Source organism: Mycobacterium sp., from assembly GCF_019243155.1.
Classification (GTDB): domain Bacteria; phylum Actinomycetota; class Actinomycetes; order Mycobacteriales; family Mycobacteriaceae; genus Mycobacterium.
Genome location: NZ_JAFAUS010000331.1, coordinates 1 through 17,860 on the forward strand (window position 1 = coordinate 1; position 17,860 = coordinate 17,860).

A 17,860-nucleotide genomic window follows, 5' to 3' on the forward strand; every position below is an offset into this window, starting at 1 on the left:
GTTGGTCACCATGCTCGCGCTCACCTGCGCCGGGTCGGTCGGCACCTTGCCGGTCCGCGGCGGCTTGACCTTCTTGGCGGCCGGATCCGCCGACGCCGGGTACTGGCAGTTGGCGCCCAGGTTGGCCGACGGCTTGAACGGCGGCAACGCCGGCGCCTGCGGGGTCTGTCCGGGCGTGGTCGCCGTCGTCTGCGCGGAACTGCTCGCCGGGCTGGACGATGTGGCGGTGGTGGTGTTGTGCTCGTGCTTGGTGTTGATGATCGTGAGCACCACTGCGACGACCACGGCCACGGCCACGATCGCGCCGGCCGCGATCAGCACGATTCGCCGCCGCTTGGCCTGCCTTGCGCGGCGCTCGATCTGCCGTTCGAGCTTGCGCTTGGCGTTCTCGCGTCGCTGTTCGTTGGTCGGCATGGCGCAGATGCCTCCATAAAGTCAGTCGGGCCTCGAGGTTGGCCTGCTCAGGCTAATGTGGGCGCCGCGACCCGTGTCAAGTGACCCCCGTGGGAAACTGGGAAGCGTGTTGATCACCGGATTTCCCGCCGGGATGTTGCAGTGCAACTGCTACGTCCTTGCCGAGCGGCCCGGCACGGATGCCATCATCGTGGACCCTGGGCAGCGGGTGATGGGCCCGTTGCGGCGCATCCTGGACAAGAATCGGCTGACCCCGGCCGCGGTGTTGCTGACCCACGGGCACATCGACCACATGTGGTCCGCGCAGAAGGTGTCCGACACCTACGGCTGCCCGACGTACATCCACCCCGAGGACCGGTTCATGCTGAAAGACCCGATCTACGGCCTGGGCCCGCGCCTGGCGCAGCTGGCGACGGGTGCCTTCTTCCGCGAGCCCAAGCAGGTCGTCGAGCTGGACCGCGACGGCGACAAGCTCGACCTGGGCAGTGTGACCGTCAACGTCGATCACACCCCCGGGCACACGCGTGGTTCGGTGGTCTTCCGGGTGTCGTCGGACACCGACGTCGTCTTCACCGGCGACACCCTGTTCGAGCGCTCGGTGGGCCGCACCGACCTGTTCGGCGGCAGCGGCCGCGACCTGATCACGTCGATCGTCGACAAGCTGCTGGTGCTGGACGACAAGACCGTGGTGCTGCCGGGGCACGGCAGCTCCACCACCATCGGCGCCGAACGGCGTTTCAACCCGTTCCTCGAAGGCCTGACCCAGTGACGGACTCGTTCTCGGCACCCAAAGGGGTACCGGACTACCTTCCGCCCGACTCGGCACAGTTCGTGGCCGTGCGCGACGGCCTGCTGAGCGCCGCCCGCCGGGCCGGATACGGCGACATCGAGTTGCCGATCTTCGAAGACACGGCCCTGTTCGCGCGCGGCGTCGGTGAATCCACCGATGTGGTGTCCAAGGAGATGTACACCTTCTCCGATCGCGGCGACCGCTCGGTGACGCTGCGGCCCGAAGGGACCGCGGGGGTGGTGCGCGCGGTCATCGAACACGGCCTGGACCGCGGCGCGCTGCCCGTAAAGCTCTGTTACGCCGGCCCGTTCTTCCGCTACGAGCGTCCCCAGGCCGGCCGCTACCGCCAGCTGCAGCAGGTCGGCGTCGAGGCGATCGGCGTCGACGACCCGGCCCTGGATGCCGAGGTGATCGCCGTCGCCGACGCCGGCTTCCGGTCGTTGGGGCTGGACGGCTTCCGGCTCGAGATCACGTCACTGGGTGACGAGAGCTGCCGCCCGCAATATCGGGAACTGTTGCAGGAGTTCCTCTTTGCACTCGATCTCGACGAGGAGACCCGCAAGCGCGCGGCGATCAACCCGCTGCGGGTGCTCGACGACAAGCGACCAGAGGTGCGGGCCATGACGGCCGATGCGCCGGTGCTGCTCGATCACCTGTCCGACGCCGCCAAGCAACACTTCGACACTGTGCTGGCTCACCTGGACGCGCTCGGGGTGCCGTACGTCATCAACCCGCGCATGGTGCGTGGGCTGGACTACTACACGAAGACCACGTTCGAGTTCGTGCACGACGGTCTGGGCGCGCAATCCGGCATCGGTGGCGGTGGTCGCTACGACGGCCTGATGAAAGAACTCGGTGGACAAGACTTGTCCGGCATCGGTTTTGGGCTCGGGGTGGACCGCACCCTGCTGGCGCTGCGGGCCGAGGGCAAGAGGGTGGGGGAGACCACGCGCTGCGATGTGTTCGGCGTGCCGTTGAGCGAGCAGGCCAAGCTCGAACTCGCGGTGCTGGGCGCGAAGCTGCGCGCCGCCGGTGCCCGCGTCGACATTGCCTACGGCGACCGCGGCCTCAAGGGCGCGATGCGCGCGGCCGATCGTTCCGGTGCGCGCATCGCATTGGTGCTGGGTGACCGCGACATCGAGTCCGGCACGGTCGGGGTGAAGGACCTGTCGACGGGGGATCAGGTGTCCGTCCCGGTGGATTCTGTTGTCGCTGAGGTTCTTTCGAAGCTGAGCAGTTAGCCGAGGTGCTCGGCCAGCTTTTGGTGTAGCTCGGCGACATCGTTCACGCCGGCCAGCCCCTTCGGCAGCTCGATTTCGCGGATCGACTGGCCCGGCCCGGCGACCGGTCCACCCCTTCCCGCTTCGGGCTTGGTCGACGCGGGTGTGCCCGCGGTACCGACGATGTTGCCGCGATCGTCGGTGATGACCGTGATCTTCATAGCTGTCCCCATTCAGGTGTTGAGCGGCAGGTCGCTGAATTTGATGAATTGGAGCACGAACGGCACGGCGATGCTGCTGTCGTTTCTGACCTTGAATTCGTAGAACACCTCGGGCTCGTGATCATCGCCGGGGCCGCCGCGGCACATCGCGAAATCGTAAGTGACCAAGACGTTTCGGGCGGTGTTGTTGCCCCCTTGTGACCGACCCTTGGGTATCGCCCTGAACACGATCGGGCCCTGGTTGGGTCCACCTGTCCCCGGATCGGTGAAGAAATTCCAGTTCCAGTACTGGATGGAATTGGCTGCGATCGTCCAATTTCCGTCGATCTGCCAACGTACCGGCATGTCGTTCCCCTAGTTTTCGTTGCTGCTGTTCTACAGCGTCGGGGCGAACGTAACGCCGGCGTCGGCACATGACGCGCGTAGTTCACTACCCCAATCCGCCGGCGGTCGTGTGAGTGGTGCACTCCTGTAGTACGTTTCGCCCCATGAAAGGGCCTTTGTCATGCCGGGTGGAGCAACTTTCCAGCGCAGAACCGGGCGCGATATATGACTTGCTGATGGATATCGAGCATTGGCCGGATTTTTTGCCGACGGTGTCCGCCGCGTCATGGGAGCGGCGCGGAGATCCTGACACCGGACGCGGCGGCATCAGGCGAATTCGCATCGGGCTCAGCGTAGTTCGCGACACCATCGTCGATGGAACGCGACCATGTCATCATGCCTACATCGCATCACTTCCGTGGTATATGGGGCTGAGCGATTACCGCGGCGATATTCGCATCGAAGATCGTCCGGATGGCAGCCGCATCATATGGACCGTGACGTTCGCGGCGCGCGTTCCCGGCTTCGCGAAATTCATGGAGTCCAGAACCGGTGCGTCATATACGCGCCTGGCAGAGGCACTGGCCCGAGAAGCGGAAAGCGCGAACACCGATCCCTGACATCTTCACGGTGTCGGTGGCCGTGACTACTATCGAATGTATGTTCGAATCGTGGTACGCATCCCGCCCGACGCCGGAGTCGGCGTTGCTGCTCGACCGGATGCGCGAGGCGCGGCGGGACGAGGCGCGGGCGGGCGCCGAGCGGCTCATTGCGGTCGGCGAATTGCTGATGCTGCGTTGCCGCGAGTCCGGGGAGCGGCCGGACTGGGCGGCGGACACCTGGGAGGCGGTCGCCGCGCAGGTGGCGGCCGCTCTGCAGTGCAGCGTGGCGATGGGGCACAGCTACCTGCGCTACGCGATGGCGATGCGCGACCGGCTGCCGCAAGTAGGCAACGCGTTTGCGGCCGGCGATATCGACTATCGGGCTTTTCAGACGATCGTGTTTCGCACCGATCTGATCACCGACGCCGAGGTGCTGGCGAAGGTGGACGCGCAAGTGGCGGTGTTGGTTTCAAGGCGCCCGTCGCTGACGCGGGGCGGGTTGGGCGCGGCCGTCGACCGAGTGGTGGCCCTTGTCGATGCCGACGCGGTGCGGCGGGCCGCCGAGGCCGCGACCGATCGCTTCGTCGATGTCCGAGCCAATGAGTCGGGGATGGCGTGGGTGAGCGGGAACGTGTTGGGCGCCGACGGGCAGGCCCTGGACAAGCGGCTCGATGAGTTGGCGGGCCCGCTATGCGAGGGGGCCCACGGACCCGGGCGCAGCGGCGTGCCGATGCGCTGGGCGCGCTCGCCGCCGGTGCGCAGCGATTGGTGTGCGGCTGCGGTGTTGCCGGCTGCCCGGCCGCGGCGCGGACTGCGAGCAACGTGGTCATTCATGTGGTTGCCGACCGCGCCACCGTCGAAGGCAGCGGGTCGACGCCGGGCGTGCTATCGGGCGCGGAGGGTCTGGTCCCGGCTGAGGTGATCGCCGAGCTAGCTAAGTCGGCGCGGCTGGTACCGCTGATCGCGCCGGTGGTCGCCGAATCCCACTACGTCCCCTCGGCCAGGCTGGCCGACTTCGTGCGATGCCGCGACCTGACCTGCCGCGCTCCCGGTTGCGAGCGGCCGGCCACCGAATGCGACGTGGACCATACGGCCCCGTATTCGCAAGGCGGCCCTACCCACGCTTCGAACCTGAAATCCCTTTGCCGCCTTCATCATTTGATGAAGACCTTCTGGGGTTGGCGCGATCAACAATTGCCGGACGGGACCGTCATCTGGACGCTTCCCGACGGGGACACCTATGTCACAAGCCCGGGTAGCGCGCTGTTCTTCCCGGCCTTGTGCGCGCCCACCGGGAACGCGCCCGTCCGCGACGCGGACGGCGCCGGACGATGCGGCGATCGCACGGCGATGATGCCGCTGCGAACCAGCACCCGCGCTCAGAGCCGCGCGCAGCGCATTGCCGCCGACCGCCGGCACAATCGCCGAATCCGGTTGGCCGCCAACGTTGCACAGATCGAGCCGTCGGCCGGAGGCGACGGCGAGCCGCCGCCATTCTGATTGTGTCGCAAATTATTTCTTGCTCGGAATGACGATGATGACGATCAATGTGAGGATGGAGAAGAACAGCCCAAGAATGCCCCATCCCAACGGATTACGGCCCTTCGTCATTGCGATGATGCCGCAGACTATTGCGGCGATGACGCTACCTATGGCGACGAAGATCCCCTTGATGCCACGAAGAATAAGGCCGGCCGCGAGCGGGTCCGAACTCGCGAGAATCACCGAATGCAACATGTCAGTCCTTTCGTGACGAAGCCAATAGGTGATACCCCGACACGGGCGCGCAAAAACCCAAGCGCTTGACTCTGCTTCGAACTATTGTTCGAATAGGGGGATGCGCTGGGCCAACCAAGCCGTCGCGGTGAACGGCACGCCCGTCGAGGACGGGGCGCTGCCGGGGCTGCAGCGGATCGGGTTTGTCCGCAGCGTGCGCACACCGCAATTCGAGGGAATCACCTTCCACGAGGTGCTGTGCAAGTCCGCGCTCAACAAGGTGCCCGGCGCCTCGGCGCTGCCGTTCAGCTACACGGTCAACGGCTATCGCGGCTGCTCGCACGCCTGCCGCTACTGCTTCGCCCGACCCACCCACGAATACCTGGACTTCGACAACGGCACCGACTTCGACACCCAGGTCGTCGTCAAGACCAACGTCGTCGAGGTGCTGCGGCGGGAATTGCGCCGGCCGTCGTGGCAGCGCGAGACCGTCGCCCTGGGCACCAACACCGACCCCTACCAGCGGGCCGAGGGCCGCTACGCGCTGATGCCGGGCATCATCGGCGCCCTCGCCGAATCCGGTACGCCGCTGTCGATCCTGACCAAGGGCACGCTGCTACGCCGCGACCTGCCTGTGATCACCGATGCGGCGATGCGAGTCCCGCTGTCGGTCGCGGTGTCGCTGGCGGTCGGCGATGCCGAGCTGCACCGCGATGTTGAGCCCGGCACACCCACCCCGCAGGCCCGCCTCGGCCTGATCGCCGCGATTCGTGACGCCGGCCTGGACTGTCATGTGATGGTCGCGCCGGTGCTGCCGCACCTGACCGATTCCACCGAGCACCTCGATCGGCTGCTCGGCGATATCGCGGCGGCCGGCGCCAGCAGCGTCACGGTTTTCGGCCTGCACCTGCGCGGTTCGACGCGCGGATGGTTCATGTCCTGGCTCGCGCGCTCGCATCCCGAGCTGGTCGCGAGCTATCGCGAGCTCTACCGGCGGGGCGCATACCTGCCGCCGGACTACCGCGAGGCGCTGCGGGCCAGGGCCGCCCCACTGATCGCCAAGCATCGGCTGGCGGGTGATCATCGCCCCTTCGCGCAGGCCGCCCCGGCGGCACCACCGCCGGAACCGGTGCAGCCCACGCTGTTTTGAGCTAGGCGGGTTTGTCGCCGCGCGGCTTGGTGAGGGTGAAACGGTCCACGACGGTCACCGCGCCGAACAGCCCGCTCAACGCGTAATGCGTCGCCGTGATCGTTGTGTTGCCACCGGGCTGACCCGGGTCGACGTCGAACGCCGCGAAGCCGTGGGGGTAATCGCGGTCGCGAAACGCCGACCACGGCGCGTCCTCGAGCACGTATATCGGTGCCTTGCGGCCGATTCCGGGATCGAATGCGCCGACGCCCATCAACACACGGCAGCGCGGTTCGGGGAACAGGAACCCGTTGCTGGGCGCGGAGGTGCCACCGCCGCCGATGACGAGATGCACTGTGCCCTTGGTCGAGTCGATCAGATCGCCGCGGGTGTCCACGGGTATCGGCGTTCGGGTGTCGGTGCCCAGCGCACCGCGCAACGGGTGTGACCGTTCGTAGTGGTGTTCGTGCCCGCACACCACCAGATCGACCTGGTACTGATCGAACAGCGGCAGCCATTCCTCCCGGATCCCCAGGTCGGCGCCGTTGGCCTTGTCGGCGGTGGAGATCGCCGTCTGGTGCATACACACGACCACCCAGTCGACGTCGGGGTCGCGCCGCGCGGCGGCGAGTTCGCCTGTCAGCCAGCGCTTTTGCTCGCCGCCCGAGTAGCCGTGCACGTAGAAGTTGCCGCCGTCCTGAAAGGCGATGTCGTCGTTGTTGAGGCTGATCACCCGCACCGACCCGGCGCTGAACGAGTACCACATGCCGCGGGTCTGTTGGCTCGAGCCCGAGTCCGGCAGCTCGAAGTAGGCCTGATACGCGCCGTAACCGATTGGCCCGTTGCCTAATTCGTTCTCGTGATTGCCCGCGGCCGGCATCCACGGCCGATAGCGCGCCGACCGGGTGTTGTTCTCGAACCAGTTGGACCACGTGCGGATCCGGTCCTGGGCGAGGTTGGCGTAGCACAGGTCACCGTTGACCAGGTTGAACAGCGGGCCGATGCGCTCGATCGCCATCGTGGTGTCGGCGGCCGCCGGCGAGCCGATGTTGTCGGTGGCGTAGCGGCCGTCGGGCAACTTCGCCAGCGCCGGGGTGGACTGGTCGCCGAAGCTGGTGAACAGCAACGGCTTTCGGCCTTGCGGGCCGGTGCGCACCGTTCCCTGCACGGGCTCGGTGCCGTCGTGCACGGCCGCGTAGACGTAGTCGGTGTCGGGGGAGAGATTCGTCAGGCGGGCGTGATTGACGCGAACTTCGGTGCCGGACTTGGCGTCCCGGTACGTTCGGGTTTCGGCCTGCTCGGTGCGTCCGAATCCGGACGCCGGCGTCCCGACCACGACCCGCGGATTGCGCACGGCGTCGGTGGTGTGCCACGACACCACCACCTCGGTGGCGGCGTTCTTGCCGAACTGTAGATGCAGGCCGGCCACCGGCGGTGCGGCGTTGCGATCAGGCTGGCGCCACAACCCGGCCGCCTGGGAGTGCACATGCTGCGACCACAGCAGCGCGGCCCCGCCCCCGATACCGGCCCCGAGGGCGGCGGAGACGGCGCTGGTCGTCAACAACCTGCGTCGGCTGATGCCGTAAACGGGATCGTCGCTCATGCAAGCTTCATACCTGAGCCAGGCAAACCAACGGCGTCGGCGCCGCTAAACATCCGTTTCGGCCCAAGTGTGGGCAACGAATTCGGTAGCGTTTTCTTTTATGACGAACGTGCGAACAGTGATCAGCGGTGTCTCGAGGTGGGGATCGGCGGCGGTGCTCGCGGTGGCCGGGGCGGTGTTTCTCACGCCCGCTACCTCCCACGCAGACGGCCACCAGGTGACCTACACCGTGACGAGTCCCAACAATCTGACCGCCACGGTTAACTACGTGAGTTCCGATCCGCCCAGCCAGGCGGCCTTCAACGCGGACCCGTCGAAGTTCTCGACCAGCGTGCAGGCCCCGCTCAGCGGGGGTGCGCCGGTCACTTACACCGCTACCCTGGCAAACCCGAACCAGAACGCGAGCATCACCGCCAGCGGCATGCTGAAATGGCCGGATTCCGGAAACGGCCCCGCCCAGTTTCACTGCGAGATCGCGGTGGACGGGCAGGTGGTTGCCCACCAGGACGCCACCACCACCGTCACCTGCCGGGTCGGGTAGTCACCCGGCGAACACGTAGACCCACGCCGTCGCGCCCGACCGTAGCGGCACCGAGGTGCGGCGGTAGTCGTCCACCTCGTAGTCGTCAGCCGCGGCCAGCTCGGCTTCGCTGATGGCGAACACCGTCCCGTAGGCGAACAACAGCTCGGTCATCGGGGCTCGGCGTGCGCGACGACGACGACCTCGGCCCGCTGCGCACCGACCGACCGGATCTTGTGGCCGACGGCCGCGTCGAAGTAGGCGCTGTCGCCCGGGCCGAGGGTGAACGTCCGGTCCCCGTAATCGAGCTCGACCGTTCCCGCGTGCACGAACATGAATTCCTGGCCGGCATGCTCGGGGTGGGGATCATCGGCCAGCTCTTCTGTCGGTCGAACGACGAACGGCGACATCGTCTTTCCCAGCAGCGAGGGCGCCAGCACCCGGTAGCGTTCGACCTCCCCGGCGCCCTCGGCCCGGTCGATGGTGATCTTCTCCTGGGCGGCCTCGTCGGAGAACAGTCGCCCGACGTCGACGTCGAGGGCCTTGGCGACCTTGAGGGCCACGGCGATCGAGGGCGTGCTGTGCCGGCGCTCGATCTTCGACAGGTAGCTCTTGGTCAGCCCGGTCTGCTCGGCGAGCGTTTCCAAGGTGAGGCCGCGTTGTTTGCGGACTGCGCGCAAGAGTGCTGTCACGAGGCTCCTATGACACAAGGTTTCCTAAGCTGCTACATTGTGTCACATGGCCAGCACGTTCACCGATTCGAAATCCGAGTTGATGCGCCGCTCCGCCGAGCAATTGACGGCCAACATCGCAGATTCCCGGCTGACCACCCGCCAGAAGCTGGCGCTCACCTGTCGCGCGCTGTTCGACGCCGGGCATGACTCCGGGCTGGCCGGGCAGATCACCGCCCGGGCCGAGGCGCCCGGCACCTATTACACCCAGCGACTGGGCCTGGGGTTCGACGAGATCACCGAGGACAATCTGCTGTTGGTCGACGAGGACCTCAACGTCCTCGACGGTGACGGAATCGCCAACCCCGCCAACCGCTTTCACAGCTGGATTTACCGCGCGCGCCCCGACGTGCACTGCATCGTGCACACCCACGCGTTCCACGTGGCGGCCCTGTCGATGCTGGAAGTTCCGCTGATCGTGTCCCACATGGACACCACGCCGCTCTACGACGACTGCGCTTTCCTCGCCGACTGGCCGGGCGTTCCGGTCGGCAACGAGGAGGGAGAGATCATCACGGCCGCCCTCGGCGACAAGAAGGCGGTGCTGCTCGCGCACCACGGACACGTCATCGCCGGGGCCGGCATCGAGGAGGCGTGCTCGCTGGGCATCCTGATCGAGCGCGCCGCCAAACTGCAACTGACCGCGATGGCCGCGGGCACGATCAAGGAATTACCCGAACAGTTGGCCCGCGAGGCGCACGAGTGGACGCTGACCCCCAAGCGCAGCCAGGCCAACTTCGCCTACTACGCGCGCCGCGCGCTGGCGCGCCACCCGGACGCCCTGACGAGCTGAGGAGACCTGTTGTCCGTTCCCGAGATTCACGGCATCATCGCCTACCCGGTGACTCCGTTCGACGACGGCATCGACACCGAACGGCTGGCCGCTCTGGTCGACCGGCTCGTCGCGGCCGGGGTGCATGGGATCGCTCCGCTGGGCAGCACCGGTGAACTGGCCTATCTCGAGGAACCCGAATTCGACTCCGTGGTCGACACCACGATCAAAACCGTCGCCGGTCGCGTGCCGGTGGTCGTCGGTGTGTCAGATGTGACCACCGCCAAGACCATTCGGCGTGCCGAGTACGCGCAGCAGGCCGGTGCCGACGCCGTGATGATCCTGCCGGTGTCCTACTGGAAGCTCGCCGACCGGGAGATCGTCCAGCACTACCGCAGCGTCAGCGACGCGATTTCGATCCCGATCATGGCCTACAACAACCCGGCCACCAGCGGTGTCGACATGCCGCCCGAGCTGCTGGTCGCGATGTTCGAAACCATCGACAACGTCACCATGGTCAAGGAGTCCACCGGCGATCTGTCCCGGATGCAACGCATCGACGAACTCAGCGGCGGCAGGCTCCCGTTCTACAACGGCAGCAACCCGCTGGTGCTCGACGCGCTGAAGGCGGGCGCCTCCGGATGGTGCACGGCCGCACCGAATTTGCGGGCCCAGCCCTGCATCGACCTGTACAACGCGGTGCGCGCAGACGACCTCGATAAGGCCCAGGCGCTCTACGACGACCTCAAGCCCCTGCTGCAGTTCATCGTCGCGGGCGGCCTGCCCACCACCGTGAAGGCCGGTCTGGACCTACTCGGCTTCCGGATCGGGGATCCGCGGGCCCCGCAGCTGCCGCTCGACGAGCAGGGCCGCGCCGAGCTCACCGAACTGCTGGCCGGCTAACCGAGGTCGGGTGCGGAGAACGTGTCGCACTTCTGCGGGTCACCGGTCTGATAGCCGACGGTGAACCAGTGCTGCCGTTGCTCGGACGAACCGTGCGTCCACGACTCGGGACTGACGCGCCCCGTCGCCTGCTTCTGGATGCGGTCGTCACCGACCGATGCCGCGGCCGACAGGGCGTCGGCAACGTCCTTGTCGCTCAACGGTTCGAGGTAGGGCACGCCGGTGCTCTCCTGCTTGACGGTCGACGCGTAGTGCGCCCAGATGCCGGCGTAGCAGTCCGCCTGTAGCTCGGTGCGGACGCCGTTACCGCCGGCCCCCTGCGCGCCCTGCTGGGCGCGGCCGAGCAGGCCCTGCAGTTGCTGCACGTGGTGGCCGTATTCGTGGGCCACGACGTACTCCTGCGCGAATGGCCCACCGCTGGAACCGAATTTGTCGACCAGCTCCTGAAAGAAGTCGGTGTCGAAATACGCCGTCTGGTCCACCGGGCAGTAGAACGGCCCCACCGCGGTGGTGGCGTGCCCGCAGCCGGTCTCCACCGATCCGCTGAACAACCGCACGTGCGGGCGCGTGTAACTCGGCATCAGCTGATGCCACACCGCATCCACGGAGTTGCCCGTGGCGATGACGCGGCACTGCACGTACTTGTTGGCGTCGGCCCCGGTCTTGCACTGGCTCAGGTCGAATCCGGGCGCCGAGTAACCGCTGGTGCTCGACTGCTGCTGGGGCATCACGCGGCCCGGATCGACGCCCAACAGCATCGCCCCGATGAGGATGAGCAGGCCCAGGCCGCCGCCCCCGATGGCCATCCCCATACCGCCCCCGCCGGACGAGGACGCGGTGCTGGTGTCGATCTGCATACCCTCGTTGAAGCTCATCGCACGCTCCGTAAGTCTGATCCGGCAAATACGTTGGTGGACTCAGCCTATCGCTGACTGAGGCGGCGAACCGGTTATCGGTGTAGGTGCGCAGGCGTGGTCGATGAAGTCGAGGTCGACGCGCTCGCAGGGGTGCATGGCATGAATCTAGCCGGGTCCGTCGCTCGCCGCGGCCAGTAGTGGGACCACGACGTCGCTGATCGGCGTCGCCAGATTGTGCGCACGTCCCTTGCGGACGATCACCCCGTTGCGGATGTCCCATTCCATCGGTCGGCGGTATTCGCGGTCGGCGAGTATCGAGGTGCCCAGGTCCTCGGGGGCGCTGCGGAACAGGTCCGTCAGCTCGTCAACGATGCCGTCGTCCAGCCGGGCGCCCTCGGCCCGCGCGACGGCCAGGCATTCGGCGACATAGCGGCGCGACAGGGCGGCGACGTCGTCGCGGCGGTACATGCCCGACCGCCGCCCGGACAGGGCCATGAAACCGGCCAGCGCGTTGGTGAGCAGCTTGCGCCAGGCGGCCGTGATGAAGTCGGGGTCGCAGTCCACCCGGCAGCCGGCCGCGCGCAACAGCTCGGCGACCGTCTCCGCCGAGGGCCCGCTGGGCAGCACCAGGGACGCCTCGGTGCGAAGCCGCACCCACCCGTCGGGTTGCGTCTCGGCCGAGTACCACACGATTCCGGGGATCACCGGGGACGACGGGCAGTGCGGCTTCACCTGCTCGACCTGCTCCACGCCGTTCTGCAGGACGACCACGATGGTGTGCTCGTCACACAGCCGGGCCAGCCAGGCGCCCGCGGTGTCGTTCTGCGTCGCTTTGACGGCCAGGATCACCACATCGACCGAGTCGGATACCTGCGCAGGATCGGTGTGCACCGGGCCGGGCACGACGATCGGATCCTTGCCGTCGGGCCGCAACTCGATGCTGTCGCGCGGACTTCGACCGCACACCAGTACCTTGTTGCCGGACTGGTACAGCAGCGCGGCGATAGTCGTGCCGACGGCGCCGGGACCGACGAGGGCGATGTTGGTGGCGATACGGACGAAACTACACGGCCCTTTAGACTGGTCAGTCGTTCAAACGTCGAGGGAGTGATTAGTGCTGCGCAGCCACGCCGCTGGTTCGCTGAGGAGTAGCGACGCCGGCCAGCAGGTGACGTTGGCGGGCTGGGTGGCCCGCCGCCGCGACCACGGCGGGGTCATCTTCATCGATCTTCGTGACGCCACCGGGGTCGCGCAGGTGGTGTTCCGCGCCGCCGACGTGCTGGCCCAGGCTCATCGCCTGCGCGCCGAGTTCTGCGTGGCCGTCACCGGTGTCGTGGAGATCCGGCCGGAGGGCAACGCCAACCCCGAGATCGCCACCGGTGACATCGAGGTCAACGCCAGCACGCTGACCGTGCTGGGGGAGAGCGCGCCGCTGCCGTTCCAGCTCGACGAGCCCGCCGGCGAGGAAACCCGGCTGAAGTACCGCTACCTCGACCTGCGTCGCGAAGCCCCGGCCGCGGCAATTCGGTTGCGCTCCAAGGTGAATGCCGCCGCGCGGAGCGTGCTGGCATCGCACGACTTCGTCGAGATCGAGACGCCGACGATGACGCGTTCGACACCCGAAGGCGCCCGCGACTTCTTGGTGCCTGCCCGGCTGCAGCCCGGCTCGTTCTACGCGCTGCCGCAGAGCCCGCAGCTGTTCAAGCAGCTGCTGATGGTCGCGGGCATGGAGCGCTACTACCAGATCGCCCGCTGCTATCGCGACGAGGACTTCCGCGCCGACCGCCAGCCCGAGTTCACCCAGCTCGACATGGAGATGAGCTTCGTCGACGCCGAGGACATCATCGCGATCTCCGAGGAGATCCTGACCGCGCTGTGGGCATTGATCGGCTATCAGATCCCGACGCCCATCCCGCGGATCAGCTACGCGGACGCGATGCGGCGGTTCGGGTCCGACAAGCCCGACATGCGGTTCGGTCTCGAGCTCGTCGACTGCACAGAGTTCTTCAAAGACACCACATTTCGCGTCTTCCAGGCGCCGTACGTCGGTGCGGTGGTGATGCCCGGCGGGGCGTCTCAGCCGCGCCGCACGCTGGACGGCTGGCAGGAGTGGGCCAAGCAGCGCGGGCACCGGGGACTGGCCTACGTGCTCGTGGGCGACGACGGCGAGCTTGGCGGCCCGGTGGCCAAGAACCTCACCGACGCCGAGCGCGACGGGCTGGCCGCCCATGTCGGGGCGAAGCCGGGTGACTGCATCTTCTTCTCGGCTGGCCCGCCGAAGTCGTCGCGCGCCCTGCTCGGGGCGGCACGCGGCGAGGTCGCCAGCCGCCTGAACCTGATCGACCCGGACGCGTGGGCGTTCGTCTGGGTGGTGGATCCGCCGCTGTTCGAGCCCGCCGACGAGGCGACAGCCGCCGGTGACGTCGCGGTCGGCTCCGGGGCGTGGACCGCGGTGCATCACGCGTTCACTTCACCCAAGCCCGAATTCGAGGGCGTCGTGGACACCGATCCGGGCAACGTGCTCGCCGACGCGTACGACATCGTCTGCAACGGCAACGAGATCGGCGGCGGGTCGATTCGTATCCACCGGCGCGACATTCAGGAACGGGTCTTCGCCGTGATGGGTCTGGACCGGGCCGAGGCCGAGGAGAAGTTCGGATTCCTGTTGGAAGCCTTCACCTTTGGCGCACCACCGCACGGCGGAATCGCGTTCGGCTGGGACCGGATCAACGCGCTGCTGTCCGGCGTCGACTCCATCCGTGAGGTGATCGCGTTCCCGAAGACCGGCGGCGGCGTCGACCCGCTCACCGATGCGCCGGCGCCGATCACCGCTCAGCAACGCAAAGAGTCCGGAATAGACGCCAAGCCCAAGCGGGTTGACGAGGCATGAGTGAAATGCCAGACATCGAAACGGTCAACGCGTTCAACAAGGCCATCGCCGACGAATTCCGCGCCAACGGCGGCAAAGTCACGGGGCAATTCGAAAACGCCAACCTGCTGCTGCTCACCACGACGGGGGCCAAGTCGGGTGAGCCCCGGCTGTCGCCGCTGGCGTACTTCAACATCGACGGCAAGCTGATCATCATCGGCTCGTTCGCCGGCTCGCCCAAGCACCCGGCCTGGGTGCACAACCTGCGGGCCAACCCGCAGGCGCACATCGAGGTGGGCGCCGACGCGTATGACGTGACGGCGCATGAGCTGCCGTCCGACGAGCGCGACGCGTTGTTCGACAAAGTCACCGCCGCGGCGCCGGGTTTCGCCGATTACCAGTCGAAGACGACCCGAGTGATTCCGCTGTTCGAATTGCAGCGGACCTAGCCGGGCGTGGCGGTGCCCCCTACTGCGCGCACCGCTGCGCTCGCTGCTTTCAACCGGCTACGAAGCCGGTGGTTCAACCTGGTGCAGACCGCGGTGGCCGCGGGTCTGGCCTGGTATATCGCTCACGACCTGCTGGCGCATCCACAGCCCTTCTTCGCGCCGATCGCCGCCGCGGTGTGCCTGTCGATCACCAACGTCCTGCGTGCGTTGCGCGCCGTCCAGATGATGGTCGGGGTCACGCTGGGGATCGGGATCGGCACCCTGGTGGAGGTGGTGTTGGGGACCGGGTCCGTGCCCATCGCCGTCGCCGCGCTGCTGGCGCTGTCGTTCGCGGTGCTGATCGGTCAGGGCTTCATCGGGCAAGGGATGATGTTCGCCAACCAGACCGTCGTGTCATCGATCCTGGTGCTGGCTTTGTTTCGCAGCGGCGTCGGGTGGGAGCGCATCTTTGACGCCCTGATCGGCGGCCTACTCGCCATCGTGTTCGCCATCTTGCTGTTCCCGGCCGACCCGTTGCAGGTGTTGGGCAGGGCGCGCGTCGGGGTGCTGGGCGTCCTGCAGCGCGGCCTGACGCGCGCCGCGGACGTGGCCGCCGGGCGTGAGGTGCCCGCGCCCGACTGGCCGTTCTCGGTCGTCGACCAGGTGCACGAACAGCTGGGCGGGCTGATCGCTGCCCGGGCGACCGCACGCCAGGTGGTGCAGGTCTCGCCTCGCCGCTGGCGACTGCGCGCCGCGGTCCAGGCCGCCGATCATCAGGCCGTCCATCTGGCCCTGCTGGCGGGCACGATCCTGCAACTGGCACGCGCCGTCGCACCGCCGGTGGACGGCTGCCGGGAACCCGTCGAGGCGGCCCTGGTCGCGCTCGCCGCCGCGACCGCCCTCGCGGACTCCGATCCTGCGGGTGCGAGCGCCTACCTCGCGGCGGCGCGCCACCACGCCACCGAGTTGCAGTCGGCTGCCCGCGAGAAAAACCAGCTGGTGCTCGCCAACGTCGTCGCCGCCTGCGTCGACGACCTGCAACGCGTCATCGACTTGCGTCAAATCTGAAGCCGGCTAACGAGAGTCGGCCAGGAACTCCTGCACCAGCTTCCGCGGCGCCTGGGTCAGCCAGGCCTCGGTGATCAGCTCCTCGAGGTCGCGCTCCGAAATCTCGTCGAGCCTGACCAGCACCGCGGCGTAGCCGTCGAAATGCGGTGTCGTGAAATACACGTCGGGCTCGTCGGCGATCAGCGCGAACTTGATGCCCTCGTCGGCCACCCGGACACCGAGAATGTCGCCGTCCGGGGTGTGCTCGCCGCTGCGCGTCAACGCCTCGCGTTCGGACGGTCGCAACGGCCGCTCCCACGCCAGCAACTTCTTGCCGACGCGCCAGTCGTGCGGCGACGGCTCGGACGTGAGTGCCAGCTCACCGACGATGCGGGCAACGTTCTCCCACGTGGCCACCTTTCGATTGTGCTCCCGCTGAGTCCGGTTTGGCGCGGTATCGGCAAACGGTCGATGACCGCGCGGCGCCGTGGGTCGTACAAAACCCGTTCGCCTGTGATGGGATCAGCGACGAGGAGGTACACCCTTGCCAGACCCGGCCGCCCGCCGCCATCGCGTCACCCACCGCACCGAGTACCGGTATTCCGACGTCGTGACCAGCTCGTATGGCCGCGGATTTCTCACGCCGCGCGACTCGCAGCGCCAGCACTGCATCGCCCACGAGCTGCTCATCGAGCCGGCCCCCACCGACAGCTCCACGAGCGTCGATGTCTTCGGCAACGTCAGCTCCTATTTCCACGTCACCGAGCCGCACAGCACCCTGACGGTCACCAGCGACTCCATCGTCGACGTGTTCCCGCCGTCCTCGGGCCGCTACGCCAGCGGGCCGGCGATTCAGCCGTGGGAGGCCGCCCGGCCGGCCGGGACGCGCGGGGCGCTCGCGATCGAGTTCACCCTGGACCTCGATCCACCGGAGATCACCGACGCGGTGCGCGAGTACGCGGCTGCCAGCTTCGTGCCCGGGCGGGCGCTGGTCGACGTGTTGCGCGACCTGGTGTCACGGATATTCACCGACTTCACCTACCGCTCTGGATCGACAACGGTTTCCACCGGAGTCAATGAGGTTCTCGCGGCCCGCGAGGGGGTATGTCAAGACTTTGCCAGGTTGGCGATTGCCTGCCTGCGAGCCAATGGGTTGGCGGCCAGCTACGTATCCGGTTATCTGGCCACCGATCCGCCACCGGGGAAGGATCGAATGATCGGTATTGACGCCACCCACGCCTGGGCGGCGGTGTGGACGCCACAGGAGCCCGGCCAGTTCGAGTGGCTGGGCCTGGATCCCACCAACGACCAGTTGGTCGACGAGCGCTACATCATCGTCGGGCGCGGACGCGACTACGCGGACGTGCCGCCGCTGCGCGGAATCATCTACACCAACTCCGAACACAGCGTGATCGACGTCGCGGTGGACGTGGTGCCCTTCGAAGGGGATGTGCTGCATGCGTGACTTCAACTGCCCCAACTGCGGCCAGCGGCTGACGTTCGAGAACTCGACCTGCCTGAGCTGTAACAGCGCGCTTGGGTTTTCCCTCGAGCAGATGGCGCTGCTGGTGATCGCCGAGGGCGAGGCGAGTGGGCAGCCCGGCTTCGTCAGCGCGGACGAGTATCAGTTGTGCGCGAATCTTCTGGTGGCCGAGTGCAATTGGCTGGTCCCGGTGAACAACCCGCGCCTGCTCTGTCCGTCGTGTGTGCTGAC

General features: G+C 67.3%; 20 protein-coding genes and 3 pseudogenes. 13 read left to right on the forward strand and 10 right to left on the reverse strand.

Features of this window, described 5'->3' with window-relative positions:
• Nucleotides 1-414: pseudogene (locus tag JOZ00_RS16825) on the reverse strand (peptidylprolyl isomerase); the annotation flags it as partial.
• A 106-nt stretch (nt 415-520) separates the two neighbouring features.
• On the opposite strand from JOZ00_RS16825, the gene JOZ00_RS16830 reads away from it, so the two are divergent.
• Together JOZ00_RS16830 and hisS are read left to right on the forward strand one after the other, a co-directional pair.
• On the forward strand, nt 521-1,183 hold the full coding sequence (locus JOZ00_RS16830) for an MBL fold metallo-hydrolase (protein WP_293345519.1): 663 nt from the start codon (nt 521-523) through the stop codon (nt 1,181-1,183).
• Entirely contained in the window at nt 1,180-2,445 is a 1,266-nt protein-coding gene (gene hisS / locus JOZ00_RS16835; protein WP_293345521.1) for a histidine--tRNA ligase, read from the forward strand. The genes JOZ00_RS16830 and hisS overlap by 4 nt, the downstream gene beginning before the upstream one ends.
• On the opposite strand, the gene JOZ00_RS16840 is transcribed toward hisS, so the two are convergent.
• Complete coding sequence (locus JOZ00_RS16840; protein WP_293345523.1) at nt 2,442-2,645, reverse strand: hypothetical protein; 204 nt, start codon at nt 2,643-2,645, stop codon at nt 2,442-2,444. The genes hisS and JOZ00_RS16840 overlap by 4 nt on opposite strands.
• A gap of 12 nt (nt 2,646-2,657) precedes the next feature.
• A complete protein-coding gene (locus JOZ00_RS16845; protein WP_293345525.1) occupies nt 2,658-2,990 on the reverse strand; it encodes a hypothetical protein in 333 nt (110 codons plus the stop codon).
• A 143-nt stretch (nt 2,991-3,133) separates the two neighbouring features.
• Between JOZ00_RS16845 and JOZ00_RS16850 the strand changes: the two genes are divergently transcribed.
• A complete protein-coding gene (locus JOZ00_RS16850) occupies nt 3,134-3,589 on the forward strand; it encodes an SRPBCC family protein (protein WP_293345526.1) in 456 nt (151 codons plus the stop codon).
• A 40-nt stretch (nt 3,590-3,629) separates the two neighbouring features.
• A pseudogene (locus JOZ00_RS16855) lies at nt 3,630-5,005 on the forward strand (HNH endonuclease signature motif containing protein); the annotation flags it as partial.
• A gap of 78 nt (nt 5,006-5,083) precedes the next feature.
• Here the strand turns inward: JOZ00_RS16855 and JOZ00_RS16860 are convergent.
• On the reverse strand, nt 5,084-5,308 hold the full coding sequence (locus JOZ00_RS16860; protein WP_293345528.1) for a deoxyribodipyrimidine photolyase: 225 nt from the start codon (nt 5,306-5,308) through the stop codon (nt 5,084-5,086).
• A 100-nt stretch (nt 5,309-5,408) separates the two neighbouring features.
• Between JOZ00_RS16860 and JOZ00_RS16865 the strand changes: the two genes are divergently transcribed.
• Nucleotides 5,409-6,437 (forward strand): Rv2578c family radical SAM protein, encoded by a 1,029-nt coding sequence (locus tag JOZ00_RS16865; RefSeq protein WP_293345530.1) that lies wholly within the window; start codon nt 5,409-5,411, stop codon nt 6,435-6,437.
• A 1-nt stretch (nt 6,438) separates the two neighbouring features.
• Here JOZ00_RS16865 and JOZ00_RS16870 read toward each other — a convergent pair whose 3' ends face one another.
• Nucleotides 6,439-8,019, reverse strand: a complete 1,581-nt coding sequence (locus tag JOZ00_RS16870; protein WP_293345532.1) for a fibronectin type III domain-containing protein — start codon at nt 8,017-8,019, stop codon at nt 6,439-6,441.
• A gap of 100 nt (nt 8,020-8,119) precedes the next feature.
• On the opposite strand from JOZ00_RS16870, the gene JOZ00_RS16875 reads away from it, so the two are divergent.
• Nucleotides 8,120-8,560, forward strand: coding sequence for a hypothetical protein (locus JOZ00_RS16875; RefSeq protein WP_293345534.1), 441 nt, complete (start codon nt 8,120-8,122; stop codon nt 8,558-8,560).
• Here the strand turns inward: JOZ00_RS16875 and JOZ00_RS16880 are convergent.
• A pseudogene (locus tag JOZ00_RS16880) lies at nt 8,561-8,689 on the reverse strand (gamma-glutamylcyclotransferase); the annotation flags it as partial. It abuts the gene before it with no gap.
• A gap of 20 nt (nt 8,690-8,709) precedes the next feature.
• Nucleotides 8,710-9,231 carry an XRE family transcriptional regulator gene (locus tag JOZ00_RS16885; protein WP_293345536.1) on the reverse strand — a complete coding sequence of 174 codons (522 nt, stop codon included), beginning with the start codon at nt 9,229-9,231 and terminating at the stop codon, nt 8,710-8,712.
• Nucleotides 9,232-9,277: 46 nt separating this feature from the next.
• On the opposite strand from JOZ00_RS16885, the gene JOZ00_RS16890 reads away from it, so the two are divergent.
• On the forward strand, nt 9,278-10,063 hold the full coding sequence (locus JOZ00_RS16890; protein ID WP_293345538.1) for an aldolase: 786 nt from the start codon (nt 9,278-9,280) through the stop codon (nt 10,061-10,063).
• A gap of 9 nt (nt 10,064-10,072) precedes the next feature.
• Entirely contained in the window at nt 10,073-10,945 is an 873-nt protein-coding gene (locus JOZ00_RS16895; RefSeq protein ID WP_293345540.1) for a dihydrodipicolinate synthase family protein, read from the forward strand.
• Here JOZ00_RS16895 and JOZ00_RS16900 read toward each other — a convergent pair.
• Nucleotides 10,942-11,820, reverse strand: a complete 879-nt coding sequence (locus tag JOZ00_RS16900; RefSeq protein WP_293345542.1) for a neutral zinc metallopeptidase — start codon at nt 11,818-11,820, stop codon at nt 10,942-10,944. The two genes, JOZ00_RS16895 and JOZ00_RS16900, sit on opposite strands and share 4 nt — an antisense overlap.
• A gap of 147 nt (nt 11,821-11,967) precedes the next feature.
• The gene (locus JOZ00_RS16905; RefSeq protein WP_293345556.1) at nt 11,968-12,855 is read right to left on the reverse strand and encodes an oxidoreductase; all 888 of its coding nucleotides are present in this window, start codon (nt 12,853-12,855) and stop codon (nt 11,968-11,970) included.
• A 61-nt stretch (nt 12,856-12,916) separates the two neighbouring features.
• On the opposite strand from JOZ00_RS16905, the gene aspS reads away from it, so the two are divergent.
• The 3 genes from aspS to JOZ00_RS16920 are packed head-to-tail and all read left to right on the forward strand — an operon-like array spanning nt 12,917 to nt 16,167.
• Nucleotides 12,917-14,692, forward strand: coding sequence for an aspartate--tRNA ligase (aspS, locus tag JOZ00_RS16910; protein ID WP_293345544.1), 1,776 nt, complete (start codon nt 12,917-12,919; stop codon nt 14,690-14,692).
• Nucleotides 14,689-15,120 carry a nitroreductase family deazaflavin-dependent oxidoreductase gene (locus JOZ00_RS16915; RefSeq protein WP_293345546.1) on the forward strand — a complete coding sequence of 144 codons (432 nt, stop codon included), beginning with the start codon at nt 14,689-14,691 and terminating at the stop codon, nt 15,118-15,120. Before aspS ends, JOZ00_RS16915 begins: the two co-directional genes overlap by 4 nt.
• A 12-nt stretch (nt 15,121-15,132) precedes the next feature.
• Nucleotides 15,133-16,167, forward strand: coding sequence for an FUSC family protein (locus tag JOZ00_RS16920; RefSeq protein WP_293345548.1), 1,035 nt, complete (start codon nt 15,133-15,135; stop codon nt 16,165-16,167).
• A gap of 6 nt (nt 16,168-16,173) precedes the next feature.
• On the opposite strand, the gene JOZ00_RS16925 is transcribed toward JOZ00_RS16920, so the two are convergent.
• Nucleotides 16,174-16,563 (reverse strand): MmcQ/YjbR family DNA-binding protein, encoded by a 390-nt coding sequence (locus JOZ00_RS16925; RefSeq protein ID WP_293345550.1) that lies wholly within the window; start codon nt 16,561-16,563, stop codon nt 16,174-16,176.
• A gap of 127 nt (nt 16,564-16,690) precedes the next feature.
• Between JOZ00_RS16925 and JOZ00_RS16930 the strand changes: the two genes are divergently transcribed.
• Nucleotides 16,691-17,611: a transglutaminase family protein gene (locus tag JOZ00_RS16930; RefSeq protein ID WP_293345552.1), complete on the forward strand. Its 921-nt coding sequence runs from the start codon at nt 16,691-16,693 to the stop codon at nt 17,609-17,611.
• On the forward strand, nt 17,604-17,860 hold a 257-nt coding region (locus tag JOZ00_RS16935), incomplete at its 3' end, for a zinc-ribbon domain-containing protein (protein ID WP_293345554.1). The genes JOZ00_RS16930 and JOZ00_RS16935, both read left to right, overlap by 8 nt.

Coding starts and splice junctions, on each gene's coding strand:
- JOZ00_RS16915 (WP_293345546.1), top strand. CDS start 14,689: ATGAGTGAAATGCCAGACATCGAAACGGTCAACGCGTTCAACAAGGCC.
- JOZ00_RS16865 (WP_293345530.1), top strand. CDS start 5,409: ATGCGCTGGGCCAACCAAGCCGTCGCGGTGAACGGCACGCCCGTCGAG.
- JOZ00_RS16850 (WP_293345526.1), top strand. CDS start 3,134: ATGAAAGGGCCTTTGTCATGCCGGGTGGAGCAACTTTCCAGCGCAGAA.
- JOZ00_RS16870 (WP_293345532.1), bottom strand. CDS start 8,019: ATGAGCGACGATCCCGTTTACGGCATCAGCCGACGCAGGTTGTTGACG.
- JOZ00_RS16900 (WP_293345542.1), bottom strand. CDS start 11,820: ATGAGCTTCAACGAGGGTATGCAGATCGACACCAGCACCGCGTCCTCG.
- JOZ00_RS16890 (WP_293345538.1), top strand. CDS start 9,278: ATGGCCAGCACGTTCACCGATTCGAAATCCGAGTTGATGCGCCGCTCC.
- JOZ00_RS16860 (WP_293345528.1), bottom strand. CDS start 5,308: ATGTTGCATTCGGTGATTCTCGCGAGTTCGGACCCGCTCGCGGCCGGC.
- JOZ00_RS16840 (WP_293345523.1), bottom strand. CDS start 2,645: ATGAAGATCACGGTCATCACCGACGATCGCGGCAACATCGTCGGTACC.
- JOZ00_RS16845 (WP_293345525.1), bottom strand. CDS start 2,990: ATGCCGGTACGTTGGCAGATCGACGGAAATTGGACGATCGCAGCCAAT.
- JOZ00_RS16875 (WP_293345534.1), top strand. CDS start 8,120: ATGACGAACGTGCGAACAGTGATCAGCGGTGTCTCGAGGTGGGGATCG.